We start from the raw sequence: 14,211 nt of genomic DNA, 5'->3' as shown, positions 1-14,211 counted from the left end.
TCGTTATGAACCTTTCTGAAATTGAAGAGTTGATCAAAGAATTTAAAGCTTCTGATTTAGGGCATTTGAAATTAAAGCATGAGCATTTTGAACTGGTTTTGGATAAAGAATCCGCTTATGCGAAAAAAAATGCACTAAGTCCCGCTCATTCTCAAACCTCCATCCAAGCCCCCATTATGGTAGAAGCGAGCATGCCAAGCGCTCAAGCCCCTGTGCCTATGGTATGCACCCCTATTGTGGATAAAAAAGAAGATTTCGTGCTTTCGCCTATGGTAGGCACTTTTTATCATGCGCCCTCCCCTGGGGCTGAGCCTTATGTCAAAGCGGGCGATACGCTTAAAAAAGGGCAAATCGTGGGCATTGTAGAAGCGATGAAAATCATGAATGAAATTGAAGTGGAATACCCTTGCAAGGTGGTTTCTGTTGAAGTGGGAGACGCTCAGCCGGTAGAATACGGCACGAAACTCATCAAAGTGGAAAAGCTTTAAAACCCATGAATAAAGAAAATAAAAAGGTAGAAAAAAAAGAGCTTTCGCGCATTTTGATCGCTAATAGAGGCGAGATCGCTTTAAGAGCGATCCAAACCATTCAAGAAATGGGTAAAGAATCCATAGCTATTTATTCTATCGCTGACAAGGACGCCCACTACCTCAATACGGCTAGCGCAAAAGTGTGTATAGGGGGAGCCAAATCTAGCGAGAGTTACTTGAATATCCCGGCCATTATTAGTGCGGCGGAATTGTTTGAAGCGGATGCGATTTTCCCCGGGTATGGGTTTTTGAGTGAAAACCAGAATTTTGTAGAGATTTGCTCGCACCATTCTTTAGAATTTATTGGTCCGAGTGCAAAAGTCATGGCTTTAATGAGCGATAAATCCAAAGCCAAAAGCGTGATGAAAGAAGCCGGCATGCCTGTGATTGAGGGCAGTGATGGGTTGCTTAAAAGCTATCAAGAAGCTGAAGAAATCGCTGATAAAATCGGCTACCCTGTCATCATTAAAGCGGCTGCTGGTGGGGGCGGAAGGGGGATGCGCGTCGTAGAAGATAAATCCAAGCTTAAAAATCTTTATTTAGCCGCAGAAACGGAAGCTTTGAGCGCGTTTGGCGATGGGAGCGTGTATTTAGAAAAATTCATCAACAAGCCCAAGCACATTGAAGTCCAAATTCTAGCCGATAAGCATGGCAATGTCATTCATGTGGGTGAAAGGGATTGCTCGGTGCAAAGACGCCAGCAAAAGCTCATTGAAGAAACCCCGGCGGTGGTTTTAGAAGAGGGCGTGCGTAAGCGTTTGCTAGAAACAGCGATCAAGGCCGCTAAATACATCGGCTATGTGGGGGCGGGGACTTTTGAATTTTTGCTTGATTCTAACATGAAAGATTTTTATTTCATGGAAATGAACACTCGTTTGCAAGTGGAACACACCATTAGCGAAATGGTGAGCGGGTTAAATCTCATTGAATGGATGATTAAAATCGCTCAAGGCGAAGAATTGCCCAAGCAAGAAAGCCTTTCTCTCAAAGGGCATGCGATAGAATGCCGAATCACTGCAGAAGATCCTAAAAAATTCTACCCAAGCCCGGGTAAAATCACCGGATGGATCGCCCCTGGTGGGGTGAATGTGCGTCTTGATTCGCATGTGCATGCCAATTATGTCGTGCCTACGCACTATGATTCGATGATTGGCAAGCTCATTGTGTGGGGTGAAAACAGAGAAAGAGCGATCGCTAAGATGAAAAGGGCTTTAAAGGAATTTAAGGTAGAAGGCATTAAAACGACCATTCCTTTCCACCTTGAAATGCTTGAAAATGCGGATTTCAGGCAAGCAAAAATCCACACGAAGTATTTAGAAGAAAATTTTTAAGTTTTAAGGATTTTTTTAAGCATAGTTTAAGGGTTTTAAGCAATCAAAAAAATCAGCGTTAAATTTTATGATTTTATAGTAAAGTTTTTTCATGCAAACCTTGTTTAAAGATACCTCTAAACGCTATGTCAATGGCAATGAGATGAAAGAAAATTCTAGCAATGTTCTAGATCAGTATTTCACTAAGCCTAGTGTGGCTTTAAAATGCTTCCAAAAAGCTTGTGAAGTGATTAAAAAATACGAAAATCCAGATGACTTTATTTTTTTAGAGCCAAGTGCAGGCGATGGGGTGTTTTATGACTTATTCCCTAAAAATAGACGCATTGGTATAGACATTGAACCCAAAAGAGATGGATTTATTCAATGCGATTTTTTAAATTATAAACTGCCCACGCATCAAAAAGTGATTTGCTTGGGCAACCCTCCTTTTGGGCATCGTGGGGTTATGGCGTTAGAATTTATTAACCATGCTAGAAATTGTGATTTTGTGTGTTTTATCCTACCCATGTTCTTTGAAAGTCAAGGGAAGGGATCTATTAAGTATCGTGTGAAAGGTTTAAATCTGCTTTATAGCGAACGCTTAGAAAAAAATGCGTTTATAGATTTTAAAAATAAAGAAGTGGATGTGCATTGCGTGTTTCAAATTTGGAGCAAAAAGTATCAAAACAAAAAAAGTGAATTTTCTTGGTATAAGAATCGCCATAAAGAACCCTTTGGCGAGTATATCAAGGTTTTCACGGTTTCATTAGCTAAAAACAGAGAATGCGGTAGAGAGTGGATTTTTAATCAAAAAGCGTCTTTTTACATTTCATCAACTTTTTATAAAAGCACACAAATTGTAGAGAACTTTGAGGAAGTTAAGTATCAATCTGGTATTGCTGTGGTATTTACTAGCGCCAACAAGGCTTTAAACACTCAATTAAAAAAACTATTCAAAGAGATTGATTGGACAAAATACGCAAGTTTAGCGACTAATTCTTGCTATCATCTAGGAAAAAGTCATATTTTTCAAGCCTTATACGATCATTTGGATGGTTTAAAGGATAATTGATGGACTTAGAACAAACTTTTTTAAAAATTATTGAAAAAAAACATGAAGAATTGAATTTAGGACAAGATTACAACGCTATTTTTTCAAAAATTAGAGATTTTGAAGCCAACGCTATAGGGCAGATTGGTGAAGAGTTTTTAAAAAATGTGCTTAACGCTATAGATGGAGTGATCAATGATGGCATTATTCATGATGAATACGATATTATGACAAAAAGCGGTGTGTCCTTTGAAGTTAAAACAGCGCGAAAAGGTAGAGCTAACAACACTTTTTAGTTCAATGGTATAAACCCACGATACAACTATGATTTTTTGATTTGCTTAGGAGTGTGCGAAGACCAATTGCTTTATAGAATTTTTAAAAAAGATGAAATCCATTACATTCATAAAGAAAGAAAATACTTTATGAAACAAAATGAATTTAAAAAGCAATTGGTGCCAATGAATCCTGATAATCAAGTCAATGATAAGCTCACTCTCAATATTAAAGAATTGGAAGAAATTACAAACCTCATCAAAGAGTTAGAGAGGATTTTAGAGTTAGATTAATATTTTTAGATAGAATTGAGTGGATCAAAATATTTTAGGAATAGAGTTTGCTTGTCTTATCTTTAAGAAAATCAAACGAAATGGAGGATAGGATGTCTAAGATTTCAAATCATTATAACCCGTCTTTAACGATGAGGGATTACCATGCTCAAAGGGTTAGTTCGCGCGCAAGAAAAGAAGAAAATAAGGAAATTCAAAATCTTTCAGAGAATGATGAAAAAATCAAATTGGCCAAACAAGCCAAGCAGGATAACCTAGCCATAGGGGATTTAGAAAGCCGTCTTAAAAGCTTAAAAGGCATGGATAAAGACGCTAAAGAATTGGTGGGTATTTCTAAATCTTACGCTCATAACAATGAAAAAGATCGAAGCGATTTTGAGCGTTTTAAAAGCCGTTTGGACAAAGCGATTGATTCTTTCAACCAAAAATCAGGCAATGATAGTTTGAAACTCCCTGGCAATATTGATATTGACGACACGAAAGCTTTGGAGAAATTTTCAAAATCATTAGAAAGTGAGAAAGAAAACATTCAAAACTCTTTGCACCAGTGGAAAAAACAGCTCGCTGAAACGAATCATTTGAACAAGGAATATAACACCTTAGATAAAACGAGACTGAACGCTCAAAAATTCCAAGATGTCCATGACACAAGCAAGATCACCCCATCTCGCTTGCAAGACTTGCTCGCTTGAAAGAGTTTGCTTATAGCGAGCCTTGTTTAGATGAAGAAGATAAAAAGGCTGTTTTAGAGGTTTTAAATTCCAAACAGCTCACGCAAGGCAAACGCTCTCTTTTGTTTGAAGAAGCTTTGTGCGAGTTTCTGGGCGTTAAGCATGCGTTAGTGTTTAACAGCGCGACTTCAGCCCTTTTAACGCTTTATAGGAATTTTAGCGGATTTAACGCTGATTGTAATGAAATAATCACCACCCCCATAAGCTTTGTAGCGACGGCTAACATGCTCTTAGAGAGTGGTTATAGACCCGTGTTTGCTGAAGTCAAAAACGATGGCAATATAGATGAATTGGCCCTAGAAAAGCTCATTAACGAAAAAACCAAGGCCATAGTGAGCGTGGATTATGCCGGTAAAAGCGTGGAAATAGAAAGCATTCAAGAGCTTTGCAATAAACATTCTTTGAGTTTTCTTTCTGACAGCTCGCATGCTCTAGGAAGCGAGTATCAAAGCAAAAAAGTAGGAGGCTTTGCGTTAGCGAGCGTGTTTAGTTTCCATGCCATTAAGCCTATCACTACGGCTGAGGGGGGAGCGGTGGTTACTAATAATAGCGAATTGTATGAAAAAATGAAATCGTTTCGCTCTCATGGCATGCTCAAAAAAGATTTTTTTGAAGGCGAAGTCAAAAGCATAGGGCATAACTTCCGCTTGAATGAAATCCAAAGCGCTTTGGGTTTGAGCCAGCTTAAAAAAGCCCCCTTTTTAATGCAAAAAAGAGAAGAAGCCGCTCTAACCTATGATAGGATTTTTAAAGATAACCCTTATTTCACCCCTTTACACCCCTTGTTAAAACACCAAAGCTCTAACCACCTTTATCCTATTTTAATGGATCAAAAATTTTTTACATGCAAAAAACTCATTTTAGAAAGTTTGCACAAGCGTGGCATTTTAGCCCAAGTGCATTACAAACCCATTTACCAATACCAATTGTATCAACAGCTCTTCAATACAGCCCCATTAAAAAGTGCAGAAGATTTTTATAACGCTGAAATTTCCTTGCCTTGTCATGCGAATTTAAATTTAGAAAGCGTTCAAAACATCGCTCATAGCGTTTTAAAAACTTTTGAAGGTTTTAATAGAATAAGTTCCATTTAGGGCTTCAAGTCTTAATCATTAAGAATGGTGCGGAAGAAAGGAATCGAACCTTCATGCCTTGCGGCGCTAGATCCTAAGTCTAGTGCGTCTACCAATTTCGCCACTTCCGCACACCGCACGCCATCGCATGCTATATAAGAAGTAGAAAATAAAGAAGCAACATTTTAGCTGTTTAATCCTTTAAAAATACTGAAAAATTGAAGTTTTTTATAAATTTGGAGTTTTTTCTGGCTTTTAGGGGGTTTTAAATTCTTTTAAGGTATTCTAACGAGACTATATCATTAGATAGTTTTAAGGAAATTAAGGAACACAATGGAAGTTTCACGCAAGAAAATTTACAACCCCAATTCTACAGAAAGTGTGAATGAAAGAAAGATTTTTGGGGGCAATCCTACAAGCATGTTTGATTTGAATAAGATCAAGTATCAATGGGCGGATCATTTGTGGAAAACGATGCTCGCTAACACCTGGTTTGCTGAAGAAGTGAGCATGAACGATGACAAAAGAGATTATTTGAAATTAAGCGCAGAAGAAAAGATCGGCTATGACAGAGCTTTAGCGCAACTCATTTTTATGGATAGCTTGCAAACCAATAATTTAATTGACAATGTCAATCCCTTTATCACCAGTCCCGAAATCAATTTGTGTTTGGTGCGCCAAGCTTATGAAGAAGCCCTACACAGCCATGCGTATGCGGTGATGGTAGAAAGCATTAGCGCCAATACTGAAGAGATTTATGACATGTGGCGTAACGATATGCAATTAAAAAGCAAGAACGACTATATCGCGCAAGTGTATATGGAATTAGCCAAAAACCCCACAGAAGAAAACATCCTCAAAGCGCTTTTTGCGAACCAGATTTTAGAGGGGATTTATTTTTATAGCGGGTTTAGCTATTTTTACACGCTGGCTAGGAGCGGTAAAATGCTAGGTTCAGCGCAAATGATTCGTTTTATCCAAAGAGATGAGGTAACGCATTTGATTTTATTCCAAAACATGATCAACGCTTTAAGGAATGAAAGAGCGGATCTATTCACGCCACAATTGATTAATGAAGTCATAGGAATGTTTAAAAAAGCGGTAGAAATTGAAGCCTCATGGGGGATTATATCACGCAAGGCAAGATTTTAGGGCTCACTTCAAGTTTGATTGAGCAATACATCCAGTTTTTAGCGGATAGCCGTTTGAGTAAGGTGGGTATCGCTAAAGTTTATGGCGTCCAACACCCCATTAAATGGGTAGAGAGCTTTTCAAGTTTCAATGAACAGCGCTCCAATTTCTTTGAAGCTAGGGTGAGCAATTACGCTAAAGGGAGCGTGAGTTTTGATGATTTTTAAGGGGCTTGTTTGAATAGTATTAAAAACCATTTGATGTGTGAAGAAATCCACAAGCGTTTTCATTTGCACCCCAAAGTGAGAGAGGCTATGGAGAGCATTGAAAGAGAAGTTTTTGTGCCAGCCCCCTTTAAACATTTTGCCTACACTTTGAATGCGCTTTCTATGCAAGCGCAACAATACATCTCTTCGCCCCTAACCGTGGCCAAAATGACGCAATATTTAGAAATCGATCATGTGGATAGCGTGCTAGAAATTGGCTGCGGGAGCGGCTATCAAGCGGCGGTGCTGTCTCAAATTTTCAGGCGCGTTTTTAGCGTTGAAAGGATTGAAAGCCTGTATTTAGAAGCGCGTTTGCGCCTTAAAAATCTCGGTTTAGACAACGTTCATGTTAAATTCGCTGATGGGAACAAGGGCTGGGATCAATACGCCCCCTATGATAGGATTTTATTCTCTGCTTGCGCTAAAAATATCCCCCAAGCGCTTATTGATCAGCTTGAAGAAGGCGGGATATTAGTCGCACCCATTCAAGAAAATAACGAGCAAGTGATCAAACGCTTTGTGAAGCAAAATAACGCTTTGCGCGTCCAAAAAGTGTTAGAAAAATGCTCGTTCGTGCCTGTTGTAGATGGGGTGCAATAAAGATTAAGGCATGATTAAACACTATCTTTTCATGGCGGTTTCGCAGGTCTTTTTCTCTTTCTTTTTAGTGCTATTTTTTATCTCTTCTATCGTGCTATTAATCAGTATCGCAAGCGTAACGCTCGTGATTAAAGTGAGCTTTTTGGATCTAGTGCAACTCTTTTTGTATTCCTTACCAGGAACTATCTTTTTTATTTTGCCAATCACTTTTTTTGCGGCTTGCGCTTTAGGGCTTTCAAGGCTTAGCTATGACCATGAATTGTTAGTGTTTTTCTCTTTAGGGGTTTCGCCTAAAACAATGACTAAAGCGTTTGTGCCGCTAAGCCTTTTGGTGAGTGCGATTTTATTGGTGTTTTCGCTTATTTTAATCCCCACTTCTAAGAGCGCTTATTACGGGTTTTTGCGTCAAAAAAAAGACAAGATTGACATTAACATCAGAGCCGGTGAATTCGGGCAAAAATTAGGCGATTGGCTCGTGTATGTGGATAAGGCTGAGAACAATTCCTATGATAATTTAGTGCTTTTTTCCAATAAAAGCCTCTCTCAAGAAAGCTTCATTCTGGCCCAAAAAGGCAATATCAACAATCAAAACGGCGTGTTTGAATTGAATTTATACAAAGGGCATGCGTATTTCACTCAAGGCGATAAAATGCGTAAAGTTGATTTTGAAGAATTGCATTTGCGCAACAAGCTCAAGTCTTTCAATTCTAATGATGCGGCTTATTTGCAAGGCACGGATTATTTAGGTTATTGGAAAAAAGCCTTTGGTAAAAACGCTAATAAAAATCAAAAACGGCGTTTTTCTCAAGCGATTTTAGTTTCCTTATTCCCTTTAGCGAGCGTGTTTTTAATCCCCTTATTTGGCATCGCCAACCCACGATTCAAAACGAATTGGAGTTATTTCTATGTCCTTGGAGCGGTTGGGGTTTATTTTTTAATGGTGCATGTGATTTCTACGGATTTGTTTTTGATGACCTTTTTCTTCCCCTTTATTTGGGCGTTTGGCTCTTATTTGTTGTTTAGAAAATTCATTTTAAAGCGTTATTGAATGCGTTGCTTTAAGGCTACTATCGCTTATGATGGGGCGTATTTTTTAGGCTATGCCAAACAGCCTAACAAACTCGGCGTTCAGGATAAAATAGAGGGCGCTTTAAATGCGCTAGGGATTAAAAGCGTTGTGGTTGCGGCTGGGCGCACGGATAAAGGCGTGCATGCGAACAACCAAGCGCTGTCTTTTCACGCTCCAAAACACTGGAGCGCTGATAAATTATTTTATTATCTAGCCCCCAAACTCGCTCCGCACATTGTCTTAAAAAAACTAGAAGAAAAAAACTTCCATGCGCGTTTTGACGCTCAAAAAAGAGCGTATCGTTACCTTTTGACGAAGAATTTAAAAACGCCTTTTTTAGCGCCTTATATCGCTTGTGGGGATTATGGCTCACTAGATTTATTAAATACCGCTTTAAAGCAATTCACAGGCAAGCATGATTTTTCCATGTTTAAAAAAGAAAGCGGTGCTACAACCAATCCTAATCGCATCATTTTTAACGCTTTTGCTTATAAAACCTTTATCATAGGGCATGAGTGCGTGGTGTTTAAAATCATTGGCGATGCGTTTTTACGCTCCAGCGTGCGTTTGATCATTCAAGCATGCGTTCAATACTCCTTAGAAAAAATCACGCTCGCTGAAATTGAAATGCAAATCCATAATCTCAAAGCCACTATAAGAACGCCCATAATGGCTAATGGCTTGTATTTGCACAGGGTGTATTATTGAAATCTTAAAAGGTGTTCTTCCCAATCTAGAGCGCTTTTGATAATGGTGTCTAGGTTGTCATAAAGGGGTTTGAAAGGGGTGTTTTGTAAGATTTTAGCGTTATTGGCAATAAGACTTGCTGGATCGCCCTGTCGTTTGTCTAAAATTTCCACTAAAAAATCGTTGTTTGAGATTTCTTTGACCTTTTCTATCACTTCTTTCACGCTATGGCCTTGATTGTAGCCGACATTATAGATCTCGCTCTTATTTTTTTCTAAAAGGGTTTGATAGCTCGCTAAATGCGCGTTAGCCAAATCATCTACATGGATATAATCCCTAATGCAAGTACCATCTCTAGTGGGGTAATTGGTGCCAAAAATCCCCATTTTTTTCCTTTTACCCACCGCGCATTCGCATGCAATTTTGATCAAATGCGTGGCGTTGAGCGTGCGTTGGCCTAGCGTGTAGGGCGTGGTATAATCATTGTGCATGCATGCCCCAGCCACATTGAAATAGCGCAAGATAACGCATTTAAAATCCGCTACTTTAGAAGCGTCTAACAAAATCCTTTCGCTCATCATTTTAGACGCTCCATAAGGATTAATGGGGTTTAAGGGGCTTTCTTCATTCAAGCTTGAATTAGATTCGCCATAAACCACGGCCGTAGAAGAAAAAATAAAACGCTTGATTGCATGTTTTAAGCAAAGTTTGACAAGCTCTAAAGTGTTGAGCGTGTTGTTGGTGTAGTATTCTAAAGGCAAGCGCGTGGATTCTTCTACTGAGATTTTAGCCCCAAAATGCAAGACAGCTTCAATGGGGTCTTTTAGCTGTTGATTATTCAAAAAGGCGTCTAATTTGTGGGTTTCATTCAAATTCGCTTGAATAAACACAACCCTATTAGGGTAGTAACGCTCTAACGCTTTGATATGCTCTAAAAAACCGGTGCTAAGATCGTCTATAATAATGATATTTTCTGTGGTTTTTTCTAAAAACGCCCTTGCGGTATGCGAGCCTATATACCCGCACGCCCCTGTGAATAATAATGCCATAAAACCCCTTTTAAAATGAAAAAATAACAACTATTATAACATCTTAATCCCATTTATCATTTAAGGATTTCTTAAGAAAATTTAATCTATAATTTCATCTTTATTGGCTTTAAAGGGCTTATAGCTCAGGTGGTTAGAGCGCACCCCTGATAAGGGTGAGGTCGGAGGTTCAACTCCTCCTAAGCCCACCATTTTTTTACAATCCTTGGGGAATTAGCTCAGCTGGGAGAGCGCCTGCTTTGCACGCAGGAGGTCAGCGGTTCGATCCCGCTATTCTCCACCATGTTTTCTCCTTAAATTTTTTCTTTTTATCAGTCGTGTCTTTGGTTGAGAAATCCTAAACGATTGGATCGTCTTTGTTTAACGCCGCAAATCTTTTAACTCAAAGCTCCTTAATGAAAGATTAAATTAAATTGAGATTTTTTGTTTGCTTTGTTCTTAAAATGGCGCAAAATCTCTTTTGCTTTATAACTTTTCGCTTTCTAATTTCGCAAGCTTTTCAGTGTTCGCTTGTTTAGGGGGCTTAAAATTTTAGGATTTTGAGTTTTTCAATGGTTGTAAGCGTGTTGTTACTAAATTGTGGGTTTTGAGCGCTTGATTCTTTCTTTATTGGCTCAATTCAAGCCTTTCGTTAAGGCTTTATAAAAAATGTTAGAAACCCTTACAAAACAAGCTAATATATTCCATTCAATTTATTTCAAGGACAAACAAACATGAAAAAATTTCTTTATACCCTACTCGTGCTTCTTTTAATCGGCCTTTTAACAACCTATCTTATCCTTTTCACAGAATGGGGGAATAAGATCATCACTTCGTATATAGAGAAAAAAATCAACCCAAACGAACGCTACTTGAGCGTTAAAACCTTTAAATTGAGATTCAACTCTTTGGATTTTAAAGCTCAAGCCAATGACGATTCCACTCTCATTCTTAAAGGGGATTTCTCGCTTTTAAAGCAAAGCGTAAATTTGAATTACCACATAGATATTAAAAATTTACGCTCTTTCAAAGAATGGATACCCTACCCTTTAAGGGGGGCTATTGTTACTTCTGGGAATATCAAAGGGCATAGAAAAGCCCTTGTGATTCAAGGCGTCTCTAATGCGGCTCAATCCCACACTGCCTACAACGCCCTTTTAAATGATTTCAAGCTTTCTCATTTAAGTTTGAATGCAAAAGACGCCAATTTAGAAGATTTGCTTTATTTAATCAATCGCCCCGCTTATGCGAACGCAAAAGTGTCCTTACAAGCGGATTTTAACTCTCTAAAGCCTTTAGAGGGCCATTTGATTCTAACAGCTAATAACGCTTTAATTAATAACGCCCTAATCAATCAAATGTTTCATTTAAACCTTAAAGACACGCTTATCTTCAACCTCTCGCACTCAAGCGATTTTAAAGAAAACAAAGCCATCAGCGATACCACCCTGACTAGCCCTTTAGCCAATTTTACAGCCCTAAAAAGCGAATATCTTTTCTCTGTTTTAAAACTCAACGCCCCCTACACTTTAGAAATCCCCAATCTAGCCAAACTCCAAAACATTACCAACCACCCCTTAAAAGGGAGCTTGACTTTAAATGGCAATATAGAGCAAAGCCCCAAACTTTTAAAAGTCAGCGGCCATTCAAATTTACTAGACGGCACACTGGATTTCACGCTTTTAAATAAAGATTTGAAAGCCCGTTTTTCCAATATTTCCACTTTAAAAGTCCTAGACTTATTCCATTACCCTAAATTTTTCCAATCCATTGCAGACGCTAACTTGGATTATGACCTTAGTGCTAAGCAAGGCGTATTGAAAGCCCGCCTAAAAAACGCAAGATTCCTCAAAAATGCATTCAGCGATTTCCTCTACTCCATTTCTCAATTTGATATTACTAAAGAAATCTATAACGATGCCAATCTGGTAAGCCAAATCAACCAGCAACGCCTGCTCTCTAGTCTCAGCTTAAAAAGCCCCAAAACCCAATTGAAAATCCATAACGGCTTGTTGGATTTAAACACCAAGCAAATGGACATGCTCATGGATGCGGAAATCTTAAAATTCATTTTTAAAATGAAACTTCAAGGCAGCATGCACCAGCCAAAATTTTCCCTCATTTTAAATGAGAAAGCCATCCAACAAAACCTGCAACAAGGCTTGAAAGAAATCTTAAAAAATGACACCCTTAAAAAAGGTTTAGATCATTTGCTTAAAGATGATAAGCTCAAAGAAAAGCTTGAAAAAGGGCTTAAGGGGCTTTTTTAAAATCTTAAAGGACAGAAATGGCGCACATTCTAGTTAGCGGGGCGACTTCAGGGTTTGGGTTAGAAATCGCTAAGGCGTTTTTACAAAAAAACCATGTGGTTTTTGGCACAGGGAGGCGAAAAGAGAATTTGCAAGAATTGCAGCTCGCTTACCCCAAGCGTTTCATTCCCTTGTGTTTTGATCTTCAAAACAAGCTTGAAACTAAGCGAGCACTAGAGGCTATTTTTTCCATGACGGATCGCATTGACGCTTTAATCAATAACGCCGGCTTAGCGCTAGGCTTAAACAAGGCTTATGAATGCGAGTTAAACGACTGGGAAATCATGATAGACACGAATATCAAGGGGTTGTTGTATCTCACCCGCTTGATCTTGCCCTCTATGATAGAGCATAACCATGGGACTATTATCAATCTTGGCTCTATCGCTGGCACTTACCCCTATCCTGGCGGGAATGTCTATGGAGCGAGCAAGGCGTTTGTGAAACAATTTTCTTTAAATTTGCGAGCGGATTTGGCTGGCACTAACATTAGAGTGAGTAATGTTGAACCCGGTTTGTGCGGCGAAACCGAATTCAGCATGGTGCGTTTTAAGGGCGATAAAATCAAAGCCCAATCCGTCTATGAAAACACCCTTTACCTCAAACCACAAGATATTGCTAACATCGTGCTATGGATTTATGAACAACCCTTGCATGTCAATATCAACCGCATAGAAATCATGCCCACAAGCCAAACTTTCGCTCCCCTACCCACCCATAAAAACCCTTAAGGGGTTTTAAATAAATTTAACTTCAACAACCCTTTAATTTTCAAGAAAAAGGGATTTTGGTTATTTTATTTTAAACTCACTATTTTAATGGGATAGAAAGTATTTTGAAATTATTCTCCCCTACTCCCCTAAAACCTCCTTTTAAATCCCCTAACCCCCAAAAGTTCGCTTTTAAAGCCGTTTGATCAAGCCTTATTCAAACTAAACTTTGATTTTGAGCTGCTTGAGAATATCGCATGCCCCTTTAGCGCCCAATTTACAGCCTTTTTTAAAGTTTTCTATGGCTTGCTTTTCATTCCTTGTTACGCCTTCGCCATTGTATTGCATAGCCCCTAAATTGAAACACCCTCCGCCGTTTTGCATCTCGCATGCTTTAGAATAACGAGCGAGAGCCTCTTTAAAATTCTTTACCACGCCATCGCCATGATGATACATATTCCCTGCGTTAAAGCACCCCGGGCTGTCTTTTAGTCCGCAAGCTTTATCATACGAAGCGAGCGCTTTTTTCAAATCTTTAGGCGTGCCTCTGCCTGCATCATACAAGCTCCCTAATATCGTGCAACCATCGCCATCGTTTAAATCGCACGCTTTAGCGAAATATTCCACCGCTTTTTCAAAATCCCTAGTTACCACTTTACCATCATGATAAATCCCCCCTAAGCTCGCGCACCCTTCAGCGTATTTCAAATCGCACGCTTTAGAGTAGTATTGTAAGGCTTTGTTGGTGTTTTGGGACACGCCTTGCCCGCTATAATATAAATTCCCTAACAAATGACACCCATTACTGTAATTTAAATCGCAAGCCTTAGAGTAAAATTGAGCGGCTTTTTTCAAATTCTTTTCCACCCCATGCCCTTGATAATAAAGCACCCCTAAATTAAAACACCCGCTATTTTCCTTCAAATCGCACGCTTTTTCAAAATATTTCTTCGCTTGAGAAAAATCTTGCTCTTTGTAGCTCTTTGCCCCCAAACCTACAAGCTCTTTAGGGTCTTGCTCTGCCATTAGCCCCCTAAACACAACGCGCCCAAGCACAAAACCCTAAAAAAGGACTTTTTGACATTTTCTAACATGATGTATCTCCTTATTAAAAATTTTATTATAGTGTTATTAAGCAAATACAAAA

The 14,211-nt window shown here is 38.9% G+C and carries 11 protein-coding genes, 3 tRNA genes and 3 pseudogenes; 14 read left to right on the top strand and 3 right to left on the bottom strand.

What is annotated here, in order from left to right; translation table 11 throughout:
* The first annotated feature begins 5 nt into the window (after window positions 1-5).
* The 6 genes and pseudogenes from accB to pseC all read left to right on the top strand — a co-directional run bounded on the left by accB (window position 6) and on the right by pseC (window position 5,285).
* Entirely contained in the window at window positions 6-488 is a 483-nt protein-coding gene (gene accB / locus D2C78_03895) for an acetyl-CoA carboxylase biotin carboxyl carrier protein (GenBank protein ID QEF35135.1), read from the top strand.
* Window positions 489-493: 5 nt separating this feature from the next.
* Window positions 494-1,861 (top strand): acetyl-CoA carboxylase biotin carboxylase subunit, encoded by a 1,368-nt coding sequence (locus tag D2C78_03890; GenBank protein QEF35134.1) that lies wholly within the window; start codon window positions 494-496, stop codon window positions 1,859-1,861.
* 91 nt (window positions 1,862-1,952) lie between these two features.
* Entirely contained in the window at window positions 1,953-2,912 is a 960-nt protein-coding gene (locus D2C78_03885) for an SAM-dependent methyltransferase (protein ID QEF35133.1), read from the top strand.
* A pseudogene (locus tag D2C78_03880) lies at window positions 2,912-3,460 on the top strand (restriction endonuclease). The gene D2C78_03885 and the pseudogene D2C78_03880 overlap by 1 nt, the downstream one beginning before the upstream one ends.
* A 92-nt stretch (window positions 3,461-3,552) precedes the next feature.
* A complete protein-coding gene (locus tag D2C78_03875) occupies window positions 3,553-4,152 on the top strand; it encodes a Laminin subunit alpha-2 precursor (GenBank protein ID QEF35132.1) in 600 nt (199 codons plus the stop codon).
* On the top strand, window positions 4,149-5,285 hold the full coding sequence (gene pseC / locus D2C78_03870; GenBank protein ID QEF35131.1) for a UDP-4-amino-4,6-dideoxy-N-acetyl-beta-L-altrosamine transaminase: 1,137 nt from the start codon (window positions 4,149-4,151) through the stop codon (window positions 5,283-5,285). Before D2C78_03875 ends, pseC begins: the two co-directional genes overlap by 4 nt.
* 25 nt (window positions 5,286-5,310) lie before the next feature.
* On the opposite strand, the gene D2C78_03865 is transcribed toward pseC, so the two are convergent.
* Window positions 5,311-5,395 (bottom strand) — tRNA-Leu (locus tag D2C78_03865).
* Between the two features lie 202 nt (window positions 5,396-5,597).
* Between D2C78_03865 and D2C78_03860 the strand changes: the two are divergent.
* The 4 genes and pseudogenes from D2C78_03860 (at window position 5,598) to truA (ending at window position 9,038) form a co-directional block, all read left to right on the top strand.
* Window positions 5,598-6,622: pseudogene (locus D2C78_03860) on the top strand (ribonucleotide-diphosphate reductase subunit beta).
* Window positions 6,623-6,631: 9 nt separating this feature from the next.
* Entirely contained in the window at window positions 6,632-7,261 is a 630-nt protein-coding gene (gene pcm, locus D2C78_03855) for a protein-L-isoaspartate O-methyltransferase (GenBank protein ID QEF35130.1), read from the top strand.
* 10 nt (window positions 7,262-7,271) lie between these two features.
* Complete coding sequence (locus D2C78_03850) at window positions 7,272-8,309, top strand: LptF/LptG family permease (GenBank protein QEF35129.1); 1,038 nt, start codon at window positions 7,272-7,274, stop codon at window positions 8,307-8,309.
* A complete protein-coding gene (gene truA, locus D2C78_03845; protein ID QEF35128.1) occupies window positions 8,310-9,038 on the top strand; it encodes a tRNA pseudouridine(38-40) synthase TruA in 729 nt (242 codons plus the stop codon).
* Here truA and galE read toward each other — a convergent pair.
* Complete coding sequence (gene galE / locus D2C78_03840; protein ID QEF35127.1) at window positions 9,032-10,066, bottom strand: UDP-glucose 4-epimerase GalE; 1,035 nt, start codon at window positions 10,064-10,066, stop codon at window positions 9,032-9,034. The genes truA and galE overlap by 7 nt on opposite strands.
* Window positions 10,067-10,180: 114 nt before the next feature.
* Between galE and D2C78_03835 the strand changes: the two genes are divergently transcribed.
* The 4 genes from D2C78_03835 to D2C78_03820 all read left to right on the top strand — a co-directional run bounded on the left by D2C78_03835 (window position 10,181) and on the right by D2C78_03820 (window position 13,085).
* A tRNA-Ile gene (locus D2C78_03835) sits at window positions 10,181-10,257 on the top strand.
* 16 nt (window positions 10,258-10,273) lie between these two features.
* Window positions 10,274-10,349 (top strand) — tRNA-Ala (locus D2C78_03830).
* Between the two features lie 430 nt (window positions 10,350-10,779).
* Window positions 10,780-12,315, top strand: coding sequence for a hypothetical protein (locus D2C78_03825; protein ID QEF35126.1), 1,536 nt, complete (start codon window positions 10,780-10,782; stop codon window positions 12,313-12,315).
* A gap of 17 nt (window positions 12,316-12,332) precedes the next feature.
* Complete coding sequence (locus tag D2C78_03820; GenBank protein QEF35125.1) at window positions 12,333-13,085, top strand: SDR family oxidoreductase; 753 nt, start codon at window positions 12,333-12,335, stop codon at window positions 13,083-13,085.
* Between the two features lie 201 nt (window positions 13,086-13,286).
* Here D2C78_03820 and hcpC read toward each other — a convergent pair.
* Window positions 13,287-14,158, bottom strand: a pseudogene (gene hcpC, locus D2C78_03815) (Sel1-like repeat protein HcpC).
* Between the last annotated feature and the right edge of the window lie 53 nt (window positions 14,159-14,211).

Origin of the sequence: Helicobacter pylori (assembly GCA_008032935.1) — a bacterium.
Lineage (GTDB): Bacteria > Campylobacterota > Campylobacteria > Campylobacterales > Helicobacteraceae > Helicobacter > Helicobacter pylori_CX.
Note: the sequence above shows the minus strand (reverse complement) of the source record. Positions and strands in the feature narration are given on the sequence as shown.

Bases quoted from the DNA above. Each gene is read 5' to 3' on its own strand.
- galE (QEF35127.1), bottom strand. From the start codon at position 10,066: ATGGCATTATTATTCACAGGGGCGTGCGGGTATATAGGCTCGCATACC.
- accB (QEF35135.1), top strand. From the start codon at position 6: ATGAACCTTTCTGAAATTGAAGAGTTGATCAAAGAATTTAAAGCTTCT.
- D2C78_03820 (QEF35125.1), top strand. From the start codon at position 12,333: ATGGCGCACATTCTAGTTAGCGGGGCGACTTCAGGGTTTGGGTTAGAA.
- D2C78_03850 (QEF35129.1), top strand. From the start codon at position 7,272: ATGATTAAACACTATCTTTTCATGGCGGTTTCGCAGGTCTTTTTCTCT.
- truA (QEF35128.1), top strand. From the start codon at position 8,310: ATGCGTTGCTTTAAGGCTACTATCGCTTATGATGGGGCGTATTTTTTA.
- D2C78_03825 (QEF35126.1), top strand. From the start codon at position 10,780: ATGAAAAAATTTCTTTATACCCTACTCGTGCTTCTTTTAATCGGCCTT.
- D2C78_03875 (QEF35132.1), top strand. From the start codon at position 3,553: ATGTCTAAGATTTCAAATCATTATAACCCGTCTTTAACGATGAGGGAT.
- D2C78_03885 (QEF35133.1), top strand. From the start codon at position 1,953: ATGCAAACCTTGTTTAAAGATACCTCTAAACGCTATGTCAATGGCAAT.
- D2C78_03890 (QEF35134.1), top strand. From the start codon at position 494: ATGAATAAAGAAAATAAAAAGGTAGAAAAAAAAGAGCTTTCGCGCATT.